The 19,104-nt window shown below is 64.0% G+C and carries 16 protein-coding genes and 1 tRNA gene; 8 read left to right on the top strand and 9 right to left on the bottom strand.

Annotated elements, in window-relative coordinates; all coding sequences use genetic code 11:
* Nucleotides 1-182: 182 nt before the first annotated feature.
* Together A9K71_RS22530 and mgtE are read right to left on the bottom strand one after the other, a co-directional pair.
* Nucleotides 183-569, bottom strand: coding sequence for a MerR family DNA-binding transcriptional regulator (locus A9K71_RS22530; RefSeq protein WP_040969921.1), 387 nt, complete (start codon nucleotides 567-569; stop codon nucleotides 183-185).
* 144 nt (nucleotides 570-713) lie between these two features.
* Nucleotides 714-2,132, bottom strand: a complete 1,419-nt coding sequence (mgtE, locus tag A9K71_RS22535; RefSeq protein WP_067001209.1) for a magnesium transporter — start codon at nucleotides 2,130-2,132, stop codon at nucleotides 714-716.
* A 391-nt stretch (nucleotides 2,133-2,523) separates the two neighbouring features.
* On the opposite strand from mgtE, the gene A9K71_RS22540 reads away from it, so the two are divergent.
* The 7 genes from A9K71_RS22540 (at nucleotide 2,524) to A9K71_RS22570 (ending at nucleotide 11,378) form a co-directional block, all read left to right on the top strand.
* A complete protein-coding gene (locus A9K71_RS22540; protein WP_067001248.1) occupies nucleotides 2,524-3,147 on the top strand; it encodes a response regulator transcription factor in 624 nt (207 codons plus the stop codon).
* A gap of 121 nt (nucleotides 3,148-3,268) precedes the next feature.
* On the top strand, nucleotides 3,269-4,459 hold the full coding sequence (locus A9K71_RS22545) for an aminotransferase class V-fold PLP-dependent enzyme (protein ID WP_067001211.1): 1,191 nt from the start codon (nucleotides 3,269-3,271) through the stop codon (nucleotides 4,457-4,459).
* Between the two features lie 10 nt (nucleotides 4,460-4,469).
* Nucleotides 4,470-5,432, top strand: a complete 963-nt coding sequence (locus tag A9K71_RS22550) for a CoA ester lyase (RefSeq protein WP_067001213.1) — start codon at nucleotides 4,470-4,472, stop codon at nucleotides 5,430-5,432.
* Between the two features lie 17 nt (nucleotides 5,433-5,449).
* Nucleotides 5,450-6,637: a malate--CoA ligase subunit beta gene (locus A9K71_RS22555; RefSeq protein ID WP_067001218.1), complete on the top strand. Its 1,188-nt coding sequence runs from the start codon at nucleotides 5,450-5,452 to the stop codon at nucleotides 6,635-6,637.
* 13 nt (nucleotides 6,638-6,650) lie between these two features.
* A complete protein-coding gene (gene sucD / locus A9K71_RS22560) occupies nucleotides 6,651-7,550 on the top strand; it encodes a succinate--CoA ligase subunit alpha (protein WP_067001220.1) in 900 nt (299 codons plus the stop codon).
* A gap of 87 nt (nucleotides 7,551-7,637) precedes the next feature.
* Nucleotides 7,638-8,606, top strand: a complete 969-nt coding sequence (locus tag A9K71_RS22565) for a D-glycerate dehydrogenase (RefSeq protein WP_067001222.1) — start codon at nucleotides 7,638-7,640, stop codon at nucleotides 8,604-8,606.
* 66 nt (nucleotides 8,607-8,672) lie between these two features.
* Nucleotides 8,673-11,378 (top strand): phosphoenolpyruvate carboxylase, encoded by a 2,706-nt coding sequence (locus tag A9K71_RS22570; RefSeq protein ID WP_245299734.1) that lies wholly within the window; start codon nucleotides 8,673-8,675, stop codon nucleotides 11,376-11,378.
* A gap of 123 nt (nucleotides 11,379-11,501) precedes the next feature.
* Here A9K71_RS22570 and A9K71_RS22575 read toward each other — a convergent pair.
* Nucleotides 11,502-11,586: transfer RNA gene (locus A9K71_RS22575), tRNA-Leu, on the bottom strand.
* Nucleotides 11,587-11,826: 240 nt separating this feature from the next.
* On the opposite strand from A9K71_RS22575, the gene lipB reads away from it, so the two are divergent.
* Nucleotides 11,827-12,570 (top strand): lipoyl(octanoyl) transferase LipB, encoded by a 744-nt coding sequence (gene lipB, locus A9K71_RS22580; RefSeq protein WP_067001226.1) that lies wholly within the window; start codon nucleotides 11,827-11,829, stop codon nucleotides 12,568-12,570.
* Nucleotides 12,571-12,580: 10 nt separating this feature from the next.
* Here lipB and A9K71_RS22585 read toward each other — a convergent pair whose 3' ends face one another.
* The 6 genes from A9K71_RS22585 to mce form a co-directional block, all read right to left on the bottom strand.
* Complete coding sequence (locus A9K71_RS22585; RefSeq protein WP_067001231.1) at nucleotides 12,581-13,831, bottom strand: SRPBCC family protein; 1,251 nt, start codon at nucleotides 13,829-13,831, stop codon at nucleotides 12,581-12,583.
* 498 nt (nucleotides 13,832-14,329) lie between these two features.
* Nucleotides 14,330-15,013 (bottom strand): ABC transporter ATP-binding protein, encoded by a 684-nt coding sequence (locus A9K71_RS22590; protein ID WP_170950186.1) that lies wholly within the window; start codon nucleotides 15,011-15,013, stop codon nucleotides 14,330-14,332.
* The gene (locus A9K71_RS22595; RefSeq protein ID WP_067001237.1) at nucleotides 15,010-16,293 is read right to left on the bottom strand and encodes a lipoprotein-releasing ABC transporter permease subunit; all 1,284 of its coding nucleotides are present in this window, start codon (nucleotides 16,291-16,293) and stop codon (nucleotides 15,010-15,012) included. Before A9K71_RS22595 ends, A9K71_RS22590 begins: the two co-directional genes overlap by 4 nt.
* Nucleotides 16,293-17,618, bottom strand: a complete 1,326-nt coding sequence (gene proS / locus A9K71_RS22600; RefSeq protein ID WP_067001250.1) for a proline--tRNA ligase — start codon at nucleotides 17,616-17,618, stop codon at nucleotides 16,293-16,295. The genes A9K71_RS22595 and proS overlap by 1 nt, the downstream gene beginning before the upstream one ends.
* A gap of 577 nt (nucleotides 17,619-18,195) precedes the next feature.
* On the bottom strand, nucleotides 18,196-18,480 hold the full coding sequence (locus tag A9K71_RS22605) for a DUF1467 family protein (RefSeq protein ID WP_067001240.1): 285 nt from the start codon (nucleotides 18,478-18,480) through the stop codon (nucleotides 18,196-18,198).
* Nucleotides 18,477-18,881, bottom strand: a complete 405-nt coding sequence (gene mce, locus A9K71_RS22610; RefSeq protein ID WP_067001242.1) for a methylmalonyl-CoA epimerase — start codon at nucleotides 18,879-18,881, stop codon at nucleotides 18,477-18,479. Before mce ends, A9K71_RS22605 begins: the two co-directional genes overlap by 4 nt.
* Between the last annotated feature and the right edge of the window lie 223 nt (nucleotides 18,882-19,104).

Raw genomic sequence — 19,104 nt, forward strand, 5'->3', positions numbered from 1 at the left:
ACGCCGAGAATGGCCCGCCTCGACAAACCGCACAACACGTTCACGCAAATCGAGCGAATAGGGCTTGGGCATGGCAAATCACCTCCACAAGGAAGTGAATCACAAACCTTACATCAGCGGAATCCTTCGCGATTCAATCTGATGGTCCGACGCTCTAGCTGAATTCTTTGGCTGTCAGCGGGCTACGTGTTCACGCCCAGCTCCGCCAACCGCTCCACGCAGGACTCCTCGGCCTGGTCGAGCTCGGCAAGCGTCTCCTCGAGGTCGCGCCGTTTCTGGCGCAGGTCCTCGCGCTTTTCCTCGATGCGCTTGATCATCAGCTTGAGCTGGCCGACCTCGCCGGGCGGTTCCTTGTACATCTGGATGATTTCGCGGATTTCGGCGATCGAGAAGCCGAGCCGCTTGCCGCGCATGATCTGGCGGATCAGATGCCGGTCGGACGGGCGAAACAGCCGCGTGCGCCCGCGCCGGATCGGCTGCACCAGCCCCTCGTCCTCATAGAACCGCAACGTCCGGGTCGACACGTCGAATTCGCGCGTCAGCTCGGTGATCGTGTAATATTCCCGCATTCTCGCTCCCACGCCCAAACGTCCAAGCGTCGCCACGCAGAAGCGTCGCCCTTTCTCCAATCAACCCCGTCTGTGCCGGAATCGGCATCTGACCCTAGGGCAACGTCGCACGGCATTTACGTAAAAGTCAATTATAGCACTGTCTTAAGGAACGCCAAACCACCAAGTGGCCAATCCGAGGAAGGCAAAGAAGCCGACGCAGTCGGTGACCGTCGTGACGAAGACGGCGGAGGCTACCGCCGGGTCGATCTTGAAGCGGTCGAGCAGCAGCGGGATGAGAATGCCTGCCAGGGCCGCCGCGAACATGTTGATGATCATCGCCGCCGCGATAATGCCGCCCAGGTTGGGGTCGTGGAACCACAGTCCAGCAACCATGCCGATCAGCACCGCAAAGACGATGCCGTTGATGAAGCCCACTCCCACCTCACGGCGGATGATCCGGGCGGCGTTGTAGATGTCCAGATCCCTGGTCGCCAGCGCCCGCACCGTGACGGTCATCGTCTGCGAGCCGGCATTGCCGCCCATGCCGGCAACGATCGGCATCAGCACAGCGAGCGCCACGATATGCTCGATGGTCTGGTCGAACAGGCCAATCACCGAGGCCGCGAGAAACGCCGTGACCAGATTGACGAGCAGCCACGGCACACGCGATCGCGAGGTCGCAAGCACGGTGTCGGATAGCTCTTCGTCGCCGACGCCGCCCATGCGCAGAAGGTCCTCCTCTGCCTCCTGCTGGATGACGTCGACCACGTCGTCGATGGTGAGCACGCCGACCAGACGCTCGTTCTCGTCGACCACGGCGGCCGATAGCAGATCGTACTGCTCGAATTCCCGCGCCGCCTCTTCCTGGTCCATGGTGGCAGGGATGGCATGGCGCGTTTCATGCATCACCTCCTCGACCTTCACCGCGCGCTTGGTGCGCAGAATCTGGTCGAGATCGATGGCGCCGAGCAGTTTGAAGCTCGGGTCGATGACGAAGATCTGGCTGAAGCGATCGGGAAGGTTCTTGTCCTCGCGCATGTAGTCGATCGTCTGGCCGATGGTCCAGAACGGCGGCACGGCGACGAACTCGGTCTGCATGCGCCGGCCGGCCGTCTCTTCCTGATAGTCGAGCGCGCGCCGCAGCCGGATGCGCTCGGTGAACGGCAGTTGCGACAGGATCTCGTCCTGGTCCTCCTGGTCGAGGTCTTCCAGGATGTAGACGGCGTCGTCGGAATCGAGTTCCTGCACCGCCTGCGCGATCTGTTCGTTGGGCAAATTGTCGACGATGTCGAGCCGGATCGCCTCATCGACCTCTGTCAGCGCCGAAAAGTCGAAATCCGAGCCAAGCAATTCGACCAGCGCGCGGCGCTGCTCGGGATGGAGTGCTTCCAGCAGATCGCCGAGTTCCGACTGATGCAGGTCGTCGACTTCGCGTTTTAAGATGAGCGTGTCGCGATCGGCGATGGCCGCGCCGATCTGCGCAAGGAAGGCAGAACGGACGGCGCCGTCCTCGCCATAGATGTCGGCGCCGCCTTCCTCGATGGTCCTGGCGCCGGTCGTCTCTCTGTCCTGGCCTTCCACCAGCGCCTCCCGCCAACAGCAATCCGGAAAGGGTGTGAATCAGGTCTAGAGCATGAGCCCGAAAAGTGGAAACCGCATTTCGGGAAATCCGATGCTTATGCGGCAGATAGGGTCGAGACACGATTCGTCCTGAGAAAATATAGCCGTAGCGCGCGGAATATTCAGAGAAATGTCCCCGCGACGCCTCCCGGTAAAGGCGGGTCGCGCCGCATTTGCGGGTTCAGCCGCCGCGACAGCGCATGTCGCTGCGGAAAGAGCGCCCTTTTGCTGTTGGGGCAGAATTGCCATGATGCAGGTCCAGGTGGATCGGCAAGCGCGAGATCGACAGGACAATCGGCAGGCCTTGAACCTCAAGTCCCGGAAAACGAACGAAGCAGTTGGCGAGCAGCGCGTGCGTGTTATCGTCGCCGAGCGCAATCCGCTTGTCGTGTCTGCGCTTCGCGAGATGCTGGAATGCGACGGGCGTTTCGAGCTGTTGAGCTCCGTGCCGAGCGGCAAGCAATTCTTGGAATTGGCGGCGAACACCGGGTTCGACGTCGCCGTCATCGGCTGGAAGCTCGCCGACATGGATGGCGCCGATGTCCTGGCGGAAGTCCAGAACCGCAAGCTCGACCTGCGCATCACGGTCTTTTCCAATGATCATGACATCGGCATCCTGAAGCAGTGCGTGCGGCTCGGCGCCCAGGGCTATTGCTTTCAGTTCGACGATCCCTCGATCATATTCGAGACGATCCTGGCGGTCGCGCATGGGCGCATCTGCATCCCGTACATCGACATCAACAAGGTCAACGATACGCCGCTGTCGCAACTCACCGTGCGTGAGCGCGAATTGCTTGCGGTGCTTTCCGACGGCTGGACCAATCTCCAGATCGCGACCCGCACCGGGATCTCCGAGAACACGGTGAAGTACCATCTCAAAAATCTTTACGACAAGCTCGACGTGCGCAACCGCGCCATGGCTGTCGCGCTCTATGCCAACGAGAAGAGACGCGGCTCCAAATCGCCTTTCGGGTAGGCGGATCGGGTAGGCTCGACCTACCCGCGCGTGGCGACAACTTACCCGGCAAGGTGTTGTTGCTCGGCGCCATCGACACGAAACTTCCTCCAGCATCCCAAAACGTAGGAGGAGTTTGCGCATGGCCGGGTTTACCCATCTTTTCATCCCTGGACCCACCAACATTCCTGAAGAGGTCCGGCAGGCGATGAACCTGCCGATGGAAGACATGCGCGCCGCCTCCTTCCCCAATCTCACGCTCCCGCTGTTCGAGGACATCAAGAAGGTTTTCAAGAACGAGACCGGCCGCGTCTTCATCTATCCGTCGTCCGGCACCGGCGCCTGGGAGGCGGCGATGACGAACGTGCTCAACCCGGGCGACCGGGTGCTTATGTCGCGCTTCGGCCAGTTCTCGCATCTGTGGGTCGACATGGCCGAGCGCCTCGGCTTCGACGTCGACGTCATCGATTGTGAATGGGGAACCGGCGTCCCGCTCGACCTCTATGCCGAAAGGCTGCGAGCGGACAAGGCGCACCAGATCAAGGCGGTCTTCTGCACGCAAAACGAGACCGCGACCGGCGTTACCAGCGACGTCGCCGGCTGTCGCGCGGTGCTCGATGCAGTGAACCACCCAGCGCTCCTCTTCGTCGACGGCGTCTCGTCGATCGGCTCGATCGACTTCCGTCAGGAGGAATGGCGCGTCGACTGCGCGGTAAGCGGCTCGCAGAAAGGTTTCATGCTGCCCGCCGGCCTCGGCTTCCTGTCGGTCAGCAAGAAGGCGCTGGCGGCGTCGCGAGTCGCGACCCACCGGCGCTGCTACTTCTCCTTCGATGACATGATCCGCGCCAACGACGCCGGCTATTTCCCCTACACACCCGCCACCCAGCTGCTGCGCGGCCTGCGCGCCTCGCTCGACCTGATCGCCGAGGAAGGGCTGGACAACATCTTCGCGCGCCACCATCGCCTGGCCGAAGGCGTGCGCAAGGCGGTCGACGCTTGGGGGTTGAAGCTGTGCGCCAAGGCGCCGCAATGGCACTCCGATACGGTGAGCGCGATCCTGGTGCCGGAAGGCATCGACAGCGGCGACGTGGTCAAGCGTGCCTACCGCACCTATCAGACATCGCTCGGCGGCGGCCTCAACAAGGTCTTCGGCAAGGTCTTCCGCATCGGCCATCTCGGCTGGCTGAACGAGGTGATGGTCTGCGCCTCGCTGTCGGCGGCCGAAATGGCGCTGCTTGATTGCGGCGTGCGCCTGGCGCCGGGCTCGGGCATGGCGGCTGCGATCGAGCATTTCCGGCGCACGGCCGCAATGCCGGTCGCCGAGGCGGCGTGAGGAACGGACGATGAGCCACACCATCAACCACCTCAAGAAGCTCAGGCTCCAGCGCAGCGAGCTGGCGGTTCCCGGCTCCAGCCCGGAAATGATCGACAAGGCGGCGAACAGCGCCGCCGACTTCGTCTTCCTCGATATCGAGGACGCGGTGGCGCCGCCCGACAAGGAGCGCGCGCGCAAGAACATCATCCAGGCGCTGAACGACATCGATTGGCGCGCCAAGGGCAAGACCGTATCGGTGCGCATCAACGGCCTCGACACCCACTACATGTACCGCGACGTGGTCGACGTCATGGAACAGGCCGGCGACCGGCTGGACACGATCCTGGTGCCGAAGGTCGGCGTGCCGGCGGACCTCTATATGGTCGAGGCCATGGTCAACCAGATCGAGATGGCCAAGGGTTTCAAGACCCGGGTCGGCCTCGAAGCGCTGATCGAAACCGCGCTCGGCATGGCCAATGTCGAGGCGATCGCCGCCACGCCCGGCCGGCTCGAAGCGATGCATTTCGGTGTCGCCGATTACGCCGCCAGCAACAAGGCGCGCACCGTCAACATCGGCGGCCTCAACCCTGACTATCCCGGCGATCAGTGGCATTTCGCCCTGTCGCGCATGACTGTCGCCTGCCGCGCCTATGGCTTGCGCGCCGTCGACGGACCGTTCGGCGATTTCTCCGACCCCGAAGGTTACACAGCAGCCGCCAGGCGCGCCGCCGCACTCGGCATCGAAGGCAAATGGGCGATCCATCCCTCGCAGATCGCTCTGGCCAACGACGTCTTCTCGCCGCCGGAAAAGGAGGTCACGCGCGCCCGCCGCATCCTTGAGGTGCTCAAGGAAGCGGAGGCGCTCGGCAAGGGCGCGGCGGCGCTCGACGGCAAGATGATCGACGCTGCCTCGGAACGCATGGCACGCAATGTTCTGGTGGTGAGCGAGGCGATCGAGCGCGCCAGCCAGACGCATAGCGCAGCGCATTAGATTACCGGGAGGACAAGATGGACATTCACGAATACCAGGCCAAGGAACTGCTCGCCCGCCACGGCGTGCATGTCCCGCGCGGCGGCCTTGCCTACAGCCCCGAGCAGGCGACCTACCGGGCGCGCGAGATCGGCGGCTCGAAATGGGTGCTGAAGGCGCAGGTCCATTCCGGCGCACGCGGCAAAGCCGGCGGCATCAAGCTCTGCTCCAACGACGAGGAGATCTCCAACGCCGCTGAGGGCATGCTCGGCCGCAAGCTGGTCACCCAGCAGACCGGCCCGCGCGGCAAGCTGATCTCGCGCCTCTATCTCGAGGAAGCCGTCGACATCGCGCAGGAGCTCTATCTCGGCTTCGTGCTCGACCGCAAGGAAGAGCGCGTCATGATCGTGGCATCGGCCGCCGGCGGCATGGAGATCGAGGACATCTCCGAAAAGAAGCCCGATTCCATCATCCGCGCCACCGTCGATCCGGGCGTCGGCATGCAGGGCTTCCAGGCGCGCGAGATCGCCTTCGGCCTCGGACTAGAAAGCAACCTCATCGGCAAGGCGACCGAGACCATCCTCGGCTGCTACCAGGTGTTCCGCGACTACGACGCCTCGATGCTGGAGATCAATCCGCTGGTGGTGACCCGCGACGGCAGTCTCGTCGCGCTCGACGCCAAGATGTCGTTCGACGAGAACGCGCTGTTCCGCCGCCCGGAAATCTCGGAACTGCGCGACAAGAGCCAGGAAGACCCGCGCGAGACTTTTGCGAGCGATCGCGGTCTCTCCTATGTCGGGCTGGACGGCAATATCGGCTGCATCATCAACGGCGCAGGCCTCGCCATGGCGACGATGGACATGATCAAGATCGCCGGCGGCGAGCCCGCCAATTTCCTCGACATCGGCGGCGGCGCCTCGCCCGAGCGGGTGGCGAAATCCTTCCGCGCCGTGCTCGGCGACAAGAATGTCGAGACCATCCTGGTCAACATCTTTGCCGGCATCAACCGCTGCGACTGGGTCGCCGAGGGCGTCATCAAGGCGATCCGCGAGGTCGGCGTCGACGTGCCGCTGGTGGTGCGCCTCTCCGGCACCAAGGTCGAGGAAGGACGCAAGATCCTGGCCGACTCCGGCGAGGCGGTGATCGTCGCCGATACGCTGGCCGAAGCCGCCGAAAAGGCCGTCGCCGCCTGGCGCGAAGCCACCAAGAACAAGAAAGCAGCCTGAGGGAGGTCGAGAAATGGCAATCCTGCTCAACCGCAGCACGCGCGTCATCGTCCAGGGTTTCACCGGCAAGATCGGCAGCTTCCACGCCGACGACATGAAGCGCTACGGCACAAAGCTGGTCGGCGGCGTCACCCCCGGCAAAGGCGGCCAGACGCATCTCGGCCTGCCCGTCTTCAACACCGTCAAGGGTGCTGTGCGCGAGACCCGCGCCGAGGCGAGCATCGTCTTCGTGCCGCCGCCCTTCGCCGCCGATTCGATCATGGAGGCGGCGGACGCCGGCATTAAGCTTTGCGTCTGCATCACCGACGGCATCCCCTCCCAGGACATGATGCAGGTGAAGCGCTACATGCGCCGATACCGCTTCGAGGACCGCATGCGGCTCGTCGGCCCGAACTGCGCCGGCGTCATCACGCCCGGACAGGCGCTGATGGGCATCATGCCCGGCAGCATCTATCTCCCCGGACGCGTCGGCATCGTCGGGCGCTCGGGCACGCTGGGCTACGAGGCCGCCTCGCAGATGAAGGCGTTGGGGATCGGTGTGTCGACCAGCGTCGGTATCGGCGGCGATCCGATCAATGGTTCGTCCTTCAAGGATATCCTTCAGCTCTTCGAGCGCGACGAGGACACCGACGCCGTGGTGATGATCGGCGAGATCGGCGGACCACAGGAAGCCGAAGCCGCGATCTGGGCGCGCGACAACATGCGAAAGCCGCTGATCGCCTACATCGCCGGGCTCTCGGCGCCGAAGGGCCGCCGCATGGGCCATGCCGGCGCCATCATCTCCGCCTTCGGCGAGTCGGCGCAGGAAAAGGTCGAGATCCTGAAAGACGCAGGCGTCGTCATCGTGCCGACGCCTGCCTCCTTCGGCGAGGTCGTGGCTGATACGCTGGCGCGGACCAAGAAGGCGGCGTGACGGCCCCCACGGCCGCACAGTCCACAAAAGGTGAAGTCTGGGCCGGCCGCAAACGTCGCGGCGGCCCATCGACCAGCAGGAAACTCGATGAAACCGCGTTTGATTGTCACCCGCAGATGGCCGGCCGCCGTCGAAGCGATCCTCGCCGAGCGCTTCGACACGACGTTCAACCCCAGCGATACGCCGCTGAGCCCTGCCGCGACGACGTCCGCCTTCGCGCATTTCGACGCGATCCTGGCGACGGTCAGCGACCGCTTGCCGGTTGCGGTATTTCCCGAGAACGCCGCCCGCACCCGCATCATCGCCAATTTCGGCGTCGGCTTCAGCCATATCGATGTCGCGGCAGCCCGCGACCGCGACATCGTGGTGACCAACACGCCTGGCGTGCTGACGGATTGCACCGCCGACCTTGCGCTTAGCCTGATGCTGGCCGTCGCGCGCCGCACCGGCGAAGGCGAGCGGCAGCTGCGAGCCGGAGAGTGGCGAGGCTGGTCGCCGACCCACATGGCCGGGGCAAAAGTGTCGGGCAAGACCTTGGGTATTGTCGGCATGGGGCGCATCGGCAAAGCGACGGCCAGGCGCGCGCATTTCGGCTTCGGCATGAAGATCGTATTCTTCAACCGGTCGCCGGTCGATGATGACGAGACGCGCGCTATGGGCGCGGAGCAGTTGCCGACTTTGGACGATGTGCTTACGGCATCCGATTTCGTCTCGCTGCACTGTCCGGGCGGCGTGGAAAACCGCCATCTCATCGATGCTCGAAGCCTGGGGTTGATGAAACGCGGCGCCTTCCTGATCAACACCGCGCGCGGCGACGTCGTCGACCAGGATGCCCTGATCGGTGCACTGCAACGGCGCGAGATCGCAGGTGCAGGTCTCGACGTCTTTGCCGACGAGCCCGCCGTTCCGGAAGCGCTGAAGCAGTTGGAGAACGTCGTGCTGTTGCCGCATCTCGGCAGCGCGACCGAGGAAACGCGGGTGGCGATGGGCATGAAGGTGGTGGAGAACCTGACCGCCTTCTTCGAAGGCCGCCCCGTCCCCGATCGGGTCGCCTGACAGCCGGCGCCGCCCTCCATTCAAGGCGCTGCTGCAGTTGCAATCGATGCAGCCGAGGAAAGCGGTTTGGAACAGAGCAGACGCATCAAATTTCGCGAGGACGAGCGCAGCCTCCTGTTGCGCCTGCTGCTTCAGGTCGCAAGCGCTCGTGAGCCCGAGGTCGCCGCCGTACTGAGCGGGCGTCGGTCGCTTGTCTCGCTTGCCGCGGAACAACGCATCCCGGCGCTTCAGGCGAGCGGCGTGTGGTTCCAGTTGTTGACGATTGCCGACGAGTTGCTTGCCATGCGGGCGCGGCGCGAACTCGAACAAGGCGCGGGCGCCGACGAGGTGACCGGGTCCTTCGCCAGCGTGGTCGCGCAGATGGCGGCGAACGGCCGCTCGGCGGGGGAAGTCCAGGCCACGCTCGATGAGCTATGTGTCGGGCCGACCATGACCGCGCACCCCACGGAGGCCAAGCGCGTCACGGTGCTGGAGATCCATCGCCGCATCTATCGCAAGTTGACCGAGCTCGACCAGCCGCGCTGGGCGCCGCGCGAACGCGACCTGTTGGTCGCCGATCTGGAAAGCGAGATCGAGCTTCTGTGGATGACGGGCGAGCTGCGACTTGAGCGCCCGACGGTCGAGGGCGAAATCGCCTGGGGCCTGCACTTCTTTCGCGAAGTCATCTTCGAGGCAACGCCGCAGCTCTACGGCAAGCTTCAAGGCGCGTTCGAGCGTCACTATCCGGGAGAGCCGATCAGAATCCCCTCCTTCATGCGCTATGCCTCGTGGATCGGCGGCGACCGCGACGGCAATCCAAATGTGACGGCCGCAGTCACCGCTCATGCCCTGGCCGAATACCGCAATACCGCCATAAGCTGGTATCTGACGCAGGTGCAGCGGCTGGTGACGGTGCTCAGCGCCAGCTCCAACGTCATCGACCTGCCGCCGAGCTTCAAGCCGGTGCTGCAAACCGCGCTTGATAAAAGCGGGCAGGGGCAAGCGATAGCCGCCCGCAACCCCGACGAACCGCTTCGCCAATTCGCTTCGGCCATGCTTGCCCGGCTGGCGGCGACGCGCGACGGCGGCACGGCGGCATATCTCTCGGCGGAAGCGTTTCGTGCCGATCTCAACGCACTGTCTTCCGTTCTCGAAGCGATCGGTGGGCGCGCGGTCGCCAGGCGCTTCGTCCAGCCTCTCATCTGGCAAGCCGGAAGCTTCGGCTTCCGTACGGTCTCGCTCGACATCCGGCAGAACTCCACGGTCGTCAACCGGGTGCTGGCCGAGCTGTTTGCGCTGACAGATCCCGCCGACCCGGTCGCACCCGGCACGCCGCGATGGTCGGCGCACCTCCGCTCAAGCCTCAGCCAGGGCGAGCAACCGGAGATCGACGCAGGCCGGCTCTCGCCTGAGGCGGCCGAACTGCTGTCGACATTCTCTATCATCGCCAGGCACAATTCGGGCGCGGATGCCGACGCCGTTGGCTCGTTCGTGCTCAGCATGACCCGCTCGGCCGACGACATGCTCGCGGTCTATCTGCTGGCGCAATATTGCGGACTTTCGACCGCCCCTGGTAGTAGCGGCGCGATCAGGCTGCGCATCGTGCCATTGTTCGAGACCATCGCCGATCTGCAGGCCGCTCCTGCCGTCCTGAATGATTTGCTCGGTGTTTCGCTGGTGCGGCGGACTGTGCGCGATTTTGGCGCGCGCCAGGAAATCATGCTTGGCTATTCGGATTCCAACAAGGACGGCGGCTTCCTCGCCTCCAATTGGGAACTGGCGAAAGCGCAAAGGCGCCTTGCCGCGATCGGGCGCAAGCACAAGGTCAGGATCAGTTTCTTTCACGGTCGCGGCGGCTCCGTCAGCCGTGGCGGCGCGCCGACCGGCCGGGCGATCGCGGCGCAGCCGGCGGGCACTGTCGCCGGCAGGATGCGGGTCACCGAGCAGGGCGAGGTCGTATCGTCGAAATTCGCCAATCGCGGCACCGGCCTCAACCAGCTCGAGGTTCTCGCCGCCGGCGTTCTGGCCCACAGTGTCGGATCGCCCGCTGATGTCGGGCCGAAGGAAACGCCGGAGTTCGACGAAGCGCTCGAGGCTCTGGCGGGCATGTCGCAGGCATCCTATGCCCGGTTGATGGCCGAGCCCGGGTTCCTCGATTATTTCAACCAGGCGACCCCGGTCGCGGAACTGGCGCTCCTGAAGATGGGCTCACGGCCGGATCGCCGTTTCGGCGCCAGCGGCATTGCCGACCTGCGCGCCATTCCATGGGTGTTCGCCTGGAGCCAGAACCGTCATCTGTTGACCGGCTGGTATGGCATCGGCAGCGCGCTGAACGCCTTCGTCACGGTGCGCGGCGAGGCCGGGCGCGAGCTTCTGGCCCGCATGTTCGAGCGCTCGCGCTTCTTCCGTCTGATCGTCGACGAGGCCGAGAAGACGCTCTACCAGTCCGACATGGAGATCGCGCAGCTCTACGCCGGCCTGGTAGCCGACGCCGATGCAGCTTGGCGAATCTACGGCCGCATCGGAGCCGAATACGAGCTGACGCGACGCCTGATCGGTGACCTCACCGGAGGCGATCTTTCCGCGCGCTTTCCGATGTTCAAGGCGGCGCTTCGACAATCTGCGGCGACAGATGGACGACATCCACCGCCTGCAGGTCGATCTGCTGCGCGAGGTTCGGACCAGTCCCGGCACGGCGGATCGAAGGCGGACGGCCGACGCCCTGCTCGTCTCGATCAATTGCATCTCGGCCGGCCTTGGCTGGACGGGATAGGTCCCTTTTTTCAGAACTGAAGGGCTTGAGAGCCAAAGCGGCGGCGCGGTCCTCAGGATCTCGGCGTCGCTTTTGTTTGGCCCGCAGAACGTCGAGCGCGCCGCCTCACGGGCTCGTCAAAGCAATGCCTTTTTGGGGGAGAATGGTGCGGTCGAGAAGACTCGAACTTCCACGGGTTGCCCCACAGCGACCTCAACGCTGCGCGTCTACCAATTCCGCCACGACCGCACGTGGTAGGAGCCGGAACCGTCCGGCCCGGGGCCTGTAGCAAATCGTTTCCGGCGAAACAAGGGTGCCGTGCGGAATATTCGCTAATGCATGTCGCCCAAAAGTGCGTGGCGGTTTTTGGGAGAACGACATGCTCAGACAAAGCTCCTGGCGCAATGCTCCACAGCCTCGCCACGGGCCGGGCGAAACTGGACGTTTCAGCCAATTGCCGCCATATGAGGGGAGCATCGAGAAAGTTCCATGACAGAACGCAGCCAGATCGCCACGTCGTTCCTGCCCCTTCCCGGTTCGGCGCCGGTCGAGTGGGTCATCGAGCCCGGCCTGACGTCTTATCCCGACGCGCTCGCCTTCATGGAATCGCGCGCCGAGGCCATCCGCAATGGCGCTGCCGGCGAGATGGTCTGGCTGGTCGAGCATCCGCCGCTCTACACCGCCGGCACCAGCGCCCGTATCGAGGACCTCATCGACCCTGACCGCTTTCCGGTCTTTGCCGCGGGACGCGGCGGCGAATACACCTATCACGGCCCCGGCCAGCGCGTCGCCTATGTCATGCTCGACTTGAAGCGCCGGCGCGAGGATGTCCGCGCCTTCGTCGCCGCGCTCGAAGAGTGGATCATCGGCACGCTTGCCGCCTTCAACGTGCGCGGCGAGCGCCGCGAGGATCGCGTCGGCGTCTGGGTGGTGCGGCCGGATCGGCCTGCCATGCCTGACGGCACGCCCGCCGAGGACAAGATCGCCGCCATCGGCATCAGGCTCAGGCGCTGGGTGAGCTTTCACGGCATTGCCGTCAATGTCGAGCCGGAGCTTTCCCACTTCGGCGGCATCGTGCCCTGCGGCGTTTCGGAGCATGGCGTGACCAGCCTCGTCGACCTCGGCCTTCCGGTCACCATGGCCGATCTCGATCTCGCGCTGAAATCCGCCTTCGAGGACGTGTTCGGGCCTGCCGCGGCCCCGGTCGCCGACCTGGCCCGAAAGGCAGGGTAATCCGGCGCGGCTACATCAGCCGCGCTGAGGCCCAGAGCACGCCATAGCCGTGGATGGCGAAGACCGCGAGCAGCGCGCCGGCCATAGCCAGGCGGTCGAAGGCGCGGATCGGCTTCAGCTCGTGGCGCGGTTTCACGCCGCTGCCGACCGTGAGCAGGCTGAGGACCGAGAACACCGTGCCGGCGACGAGCAGGAAGCTTGGCGAGAAGCCGGCGCGCCAGCCGAGCGCCAGCAAGGCGAACAGCAGCAGGAAGGAGGCAAGCGCCAGCGCGATCGGGCCCGGGCAGATCTGGCGCAGCACTTGGCCGCCGTCGAACTTCCACACCGGCACCAGATTGGCGATGTTGAACAGCGACGCGCAGCCCGCAAGCGTCGCCAGCAGCACTGCCGCGAGACGATGCCCTTCGCTGCCGGCAAGGCCGCTGGCGGCGATCAGCAGAGGCACCAGGAAAGCGGAGAAGCCCGCACCCATCAGCGCCACGAAGGCGACCTCGAAGCGGCTGTCATAGGGCCTGCCGCCCATGGCGATACCGCCGAGCAACGGAATGAAGATCATGCGCACCCGGCGATGCCCCGTCAGGCGGAATGCCGCCATGTGGCCAAGCTCGTGCAGCGCCACCACCGAAGTTAGGATGACAGCCAGCGCCAGTCCCCCGAGGTTGAGGCCGAAGAACGGCCACAGGATGAAGGCCGAAAGCACGGCAAAGCCTATCTGGCTCACCGGATGCTCGAACCAGCCGCCCCTGCGATACGTTCCGGTTCTCGCCCAGACCTGCAACTTGGCGAGCTCGCGGCGCATGGCGAAGTAGCGGAAGATCAGGAAGGCGACGCCGCGATAGCGGTCGGTTTGCGTGAGCGTAACGCGCGTCGCATCGCCTTCGGGCGCGAGCGCGGTGGTTTCGCGATAGTCGGCCCAGAACGAGGGATCGAGAGCCGTGTCCTCAACGACGCGCATCGAGAAACGGCTGCCTTCCACCACATCGTCGAACCGCGCCTTGCGTTCGATCGGCCGCCCGTCGCGCCCTTCCCATGACAGCTTGATCGACGTCGTCCCCTCGCCGTCCATGGGTTCGGCAGAGAGGATTTCACCGGACCAGCCGGCGTCGCTGCCGAACGGCCACAGCGCCTGCCAGAGGCGATTCCGGTCAGCCTCGATCACGCGGCTGACCGTAACCGTGCGCAGCCCGAGCGGCACCGTCATCAAGAGAAAGATCAGTCCGAGATTTCCGGCCACGAGTGTGACCGTGGCGATGACCGACACTGCCCTTGCTCCCTGTCTTTGCGAGCCAAGCTAGCGGGGGTGCGGCCAAGAAAAGCTTAACAACGGGCGGGCTCCTGCCCGTCCCAAACAGAGAGCGGACCCTTCGTTCGCCCAGGGAGGCGGCCGCCAGCCGCCTGCTCACATGGCGCCAATCCAGATCGCCATGGAAATGAGAAAGGTGCTCATGCAGACCAGCGAGACGACATCCTGAACCAGATCGGCCATAACTCTCTCCTGTTGTTAATATGTTCGCAATTTGTTCTAATTTTGTTCGAATGTCAACGATCAGCCGAGAGGCATGCTGGCGAATTCAGGCGATCCGTTTGCGCACGGTTAAGGAAAGGTTGACGAGACGATAGGCCCTTTTTGAGCGCGCGGAGGGCAAGTCGAGATCAGGCCGAGCCGAGGATAGTAAGTTCCGAGAACCGGAGACGGCGGTACTGTACGCGCAAGAAACTGCGGTCGACAGGCCGGGCCCCAGCCTAATATCGGCTTGCCTTAAAGCGGCACCACTTTGCCCTCTGCCAGCGTCACCCGCCGGTCCATGCGCCCGGCGAGCTCGTGATTGTGAGTGGCGATCAGCGCCGCCAGCCCCGACTGCCTGACCAGCGCCTCCAGCGCATCGAACACGTAAGAGGCGGTGGCCGGGTCGAGATTGCCGGTAGGTTCGTCGGCCAGCAGCACCAGCGGCGCGTTGGCGACCGCGCGCGCGATCGCCACGCGCTGCTGCTCGCCGCCGGATAGCTCGGCCGGCCGGTGCTGCGCCCGCTTGCCGATCTGCATGTAGTCGAGAAGCTGCGCCGCCCGCTCGGATGCCTCCTTGCGGCCGAGCCCCTTGATCAGCTGCGGCATCATGATGTTTTCGAGCGCGGAGAACTCCGGCAGCAGATGATGAAACTGGTAGACGAAGCCGACATCGTTGCGGCGGATAGCCGTGCGCTCGTCATCCGACAGCCGGCCGCAGGCGCGGCCGCTGAGGATCACGTCGCCGGCGTCCGGCCGCTCGAGCAGCCCCGCCGTATGCAGCAGCGTCGACTTGCCGGTGCCCGACGGCGCCACCAGCGCCACCATCTCGCCACGCCTGAGCGAGAAGTCAGCGCCGTTCAGAATGGTCAGCTTGCGCGGCCCCTGGACATAGTGCCGCTCGACGCCCTTCAGCTCGATAATGGCTTCGGCCATCACTCGTACCTCAAGGCTTCGACCGGATCGAGCCGGGCTGCCCGCCAGGCCGGAAACACCGTGGCCAGGAAAGACAGGGTGAGCGCCATGATGACGACATAGGTGGTCTCGCGCGGGTCCATTTTCGCAGGCAACTGGCTGAGGAAATAGAGCTCGGGATTGAACAGGATCCTGCCGGTCATCCAGGAGAAGAACTGGCGGATCGATTCGATGTTGAGGCAGATGACGACGCCGAGCAGCACGCCGGCGATGGTGCCGGTGACCCCGATCGCAGCCCCGGTCATCAGGAAAATGCGCAGGATCGCGCCGCGCGACGCGCCCATGGTGCGCAGGATCGCGATGTCGTGGCCCTTGTCCTTCACCAGCATGATGAGGCCGGAGATGATGTTGAGTGCCGCCACCAGCACGATCAGCGTGAGAATCATGAACATGACGTTGCGCTCGACCTGCAGCGCCGAGAAGAAGGTCTCGTTGCGCTGGCGCCAGTCGACGAGGTCGACCGGCCGCTGCGCCGCCTGTTCGACCAACGGCTTCAGCGCATCGACATTGTCCGGATTGTCGACGTAGATCTCGATGGTCTGCGCCCGTCCGTCCATGTTGAAATAGAGCTGGGCTTCCGAAAACGGCATGTAGACGATCGAGCTGTCATATTCCGACATGCCGACCTCGAAGATCGCCGCCACCTTGTAGCCCTTCATACGCGGCGTGGTGCCAAGCGGGGTAACGTCGCCTTCGGGTGAGATCAGCGTGATGGTGTCGCCGAGCACCAGCCCGAGATTCTCGGCCATGCGCTTGCCGATCGCCACGCCATCGCCGGTGTCGAAACCGTCGAGCGTGCCCTGCTTGATGTTGCTGGACACAATTGAGATCTTGTTGAGGTCCTCGGCGCGAATGCCGCGCACCAGCGCGCCGGTGCCGCCGCCGACATTGCCTTGCGCCAACACCTGCCCGTCGATCAGCGGGATGGCGTATTTGACGCCGGCAACGCCGTTGATGCGACTCGCCACCTGCGCATAGTCCTCCAGTGGCGAATCGAGCGGCTGCACGATCAGATGGCCGTTGACGCCGAGGATGCGGGTGAGCAGCTCGGCGCGAAAACCGTTCATCACTGCCATGACGACGATCAGCGTCGCGACGCCCAGCATGATGCCGAGGAACGAGATCGAGGCGATGACCGAGATCACCGTCTCCTTGCGCCGCGAACGCAGATAGCGCCACGCCACCATGCGCTCGAAGCCTGAAAAGGCGCCTGCCGGCGATCGAGCTGCAGCCGCCTCGCCCATCATGCGATACCCAGGCGTTTCTGGGCCTCCGCGATCGGCAGCGTCTCGCGCTCGCCGCTCCGGCGGTTCTTGATCTCGACCTCGCCGCTAGCCACCCCGCGCGGTCCGACGATCACCTGCCAGGGCAGGCCGATCAGGTCGGCGGTTGCGAACTTGCCGCCCGGCCGCTGGTCGGTGTCGTCATAAAGCACGTCCTTGCCGGCCGAGGTCAGCGCTGCGTAGAGCTCGTCGCAGACGCGGTCGCATTCGGCGTCGCCGACCTTCATGTTGATCAGACCGATATCGAACGGCGCGACCGCTTCCGGCCAAATGATGCCGTTCTCGTCATGGCTCGCCTCGATGATCGCCGCGACCAGCCGCGACGGGCCGATGCCGTAGGAGCCGCCCGAAGCATAATGGTCCTTGCCGTCGGGACCGGTGACCTTCGCGTTCATCGGCTTCGAATACTTCTCGCCGAAATGGAAGATATGGCCGACCTCGATGCCGCGCGCCGAGAGCCTCTCGCCTTCGGGCACCTTCTCCCATGCCGCTTCGTCATGCATCTCGTCGGTGGCGGCGTAAGGAGTCGTCCATTTCGTCACGATGCCGCCGATCTCGGCATCGTTGGAAAAGTTCGTGTCCGCGTCGGGCACGTCGAGCGACAGATAGGCGCGGTCGCAAAACACCTGGCTCTCGCCGGTCTCGGCCAGGATGATGAACTCGTGGCTGAGGTCGCCGCCGATCGGGCCGGTATCGGCGCGCATCGGAATGGCCTGCAGGCCCATGCGCGTGAACGTCCTCAAGTATGAGACGAACATGCGGTTATAGGCGGCTCTGGCGCCTTCAAAATCGAGATCGAAGGAGTAAGCGTCCTTCATCAGGAACTCGCGCGAGCGCATCACGCCGAAGCGGGGGCGCACCTCGTCGCGGAACTTCCACTGGATGTGATAGAGGTTGAGCGGCAGGTCCTTGTAGGACTTGACGTAGGCGCGGAAGATCTCGGTGACCATTTCCTCATTGGTCGGACCATAGAGCATGTCGCGGTCCTGCCGGTCCTTGATGCGTAGCATCTCCTTGCCGTAGTCATTGTAACGGCCGCTCTCGCGCCACAGATCCGCCGACTGGATCGTGGGCATCAGGATTTCCAGCGCGCCGGCTCGGTTCTGCTCCTCGCGGATGATCTGGCAGACCTTGTCCAGCACGCGCTTGCCGAGCGGCAACCAGGAGAAGCTGCCCTGCCCCTGCTGGCGGATCATGCCGGCGCGCAGCATCAGCCGATGCGAGACGATTTCGGCCTCACGGGGGTTTTCTTTCAGAATGGGCAGGAAGTAGCGCGACAAACGCATGGACTGGTCCGTGAATGAAAAATTGGCGGCGCGGGGAATCGGCGCAACCGAGGCTGCTTGCCCGGGCTTCATAGCCATTTCATGACCGAATGGAAACCCGAGCGCTCTAAAGTGTTGCGGCGTTCTGCGCATGATCAAAAGGGCCCGTTTTGGCCACCAAAGTGCCGCATCTGGCCTTTTGATCGATTCACAAGCAAGCCCTGCCCCACTATTGTGCAGTGCAGCACGATATTGCCTATTTGGGGGCAAAATTCTTCGTGACATTTTCACCTGCCTTGGTCTAGTGTGCGCCGATAACCGAGAGGGCGGAGAAAAATCTGCTCTCCTACGCGGTCAAAGTCTTGGGAGGATGCGATCTAGGCGCGGTTACTCGCTGCCGCCGGACACCGGAAACAGATCGGACGCGTTTAAATTGCAAGGCCTCGTGCCTTGCATTTTTTTTGTGCAATCATCTGCTTAGCACCACGACCTGCCAAACAGCATTATGCTGCGTCAGCCCTTGAAATCGGAAGCCGGCTTCCGATTTCAACCAGCACGGGCGCGGGCTGATCAATACTTGCGGAAACTGGGCAGAGCGCTAACGGCCGGCAGTATGAGTAAAGTCCGGCACGATGTGCGGAATGTCGTCGAAACCGAAGCCGAGCCCCCTTGTCAGGCCGTAGAAAATGCCGATCACGATCGCAGTGACGACCGTCGTGCGGATCGCCGCGCGCAGCATGTGCGGTCCCTTCGGCGCGCTCGAGACCGTGCCGAGCGTCACGTCCTTGTCCTCATCCTGGGTGCGCAGGCTGAACGGCAGCACCGCAAACAGCACCAGCCACCAGGTGACGAAGAACAGTGCGACAAAGGAAACCCAGTTCATGCCTGCTCCAATTCCACCAGCGTGCCGAAGAAATCCTTGGGATGCAGGAACAGCACAGGCTTGCCATGCGCGCCGATCTTCGGATTGCCGTCGCCGAGCACACGCGCGCCGCTTGCTTTGAGCTGGTCGCGCGCGGCGAGGATATCGTCGACCTCGTAGCAGACATGATGCATGCCGCCCGACGGGTTCTTCGCGAGGAAGGCTGCGATCGGTGAAGCGTCGCCCAGCGGCTCCAGCAGCTCGATCTTGGTGTTGCCGACATCGACGAACACAACCGTGACGCCATGTTCCGGCAGCGCCTGCGGCTCGCTCAGCTGAGCGCCCAGCGTATCGCGATACGCAGCTGTCGCCGCAGCCAGGTTCGGCACGGCAAGCGCGACATGATTTAGGCGTCCGAGCATAAGCGCTCCGAAAGTTAGGGGAGTAGGGGGGTAGGAAAAACTCCGAGCTATTTGCTCTTCCCTACTCCTTATTCCCGTACTCCCCTACTCCCTTATCTAGAGCGGGATGAAATTGTTGGGAGTCGTTGAGGATTCCCAAATCAGCGGGTTTATGATTCACCATTCATGCTGGGAAGGAGGCCAGCATGGATGGCACTATCGATGGATCTGCGAGAGCGCGTCG

It is taken from the genome of Mesorhizobium sp. WSM3873, from assembly GCF_001672445.1.
In the GTDB taxonomy this organism is placed as follows: Bacteria; Pseudomonadota; Alphaproteobacteria; order Rhizobiales; family Rhizobiaceae; genus Mesorhizobium.

Excerpts from the sequence above, each read along its gene's own strand:
- A9K71_RS22605 (WP_067001240.1), bottom strand. The coding sequence starts at position 18,480 with ATGAACTGGGTTTCCTTTGTCGCACTGTTCTTCGTCACCTGGTGGCTG.
- A9K71_RS22565 (WP_067001222.1), top strand. The coding sequence starts at position 7,638 with ATGAAACCGCGTTTGATTGTCACCCGCAGATGGCCGGCCGCCGTCGAA.
- mce (WP_067001242.1), bottom strand. The coding sequence starts at position 18,881 with ATGCTCGGACGCCTAAATCATGTCGCGCTTGCCGTGCCGAACCTGGCT.
- A9K71_RS22545 (WP_067001211.1), top strand. The coding sequence starts at position 3,269 with ATGGCCGGGTTTACCCATCTTTTCATCCCTGGACCCACCAACATTCCT.
- sucD (WP_067001220.1), top strand. The coding sequence starts at position 6,651 with ATGGCAATCCTGCTCAACCGCAGCACGCGCGTCATCGTCCAGGGTTTC.
- A9K71_RS22595 (WP_067001237.1), bottom strand. The coding sequence starts at position 16,293 with ATGGGCGAGGCGGCTGCAGCTCGATCGCCGGCAGGCGCCTTTTCAGGC.
- A9K71_RS22550 (WP_067001213.1), top strand. The coding sequence starts at position 4,470 with ATGAGCCACACCATCAACCACCTCAAGAAGCTCAGGCTCCAGCGCAGC.
- A9K71_RS22530 (WP_040969921.1), bottom strand. The coding sequence starts at position 569 with ATGCGGGAATATTACACGATCACCGAGCTGACGCGCGAATTCGACGTG.
- A9K71_RS22555 (WP_067001218.1), top strand. The coding sequence starts at position 5,450 with ATGGACATTCACGAATACCAGGCCAAGGAACTGCTCGCCCGCCACGGC.
- lipB (WP_067001226.1), top strand. The coding sequence starts at position 11,827 with ATGACAGAACGCAGCCAGATCGCCACGTCGTTCCTGCCCCTTCCCGGT.
- proS (WP_067001250.1), bottom strand. The coding sequence starts at position 17,618 with ATGCGTTTGTCGCGCTACTTCCTGCCCATTCTGAAAGAAAACCCCCGT.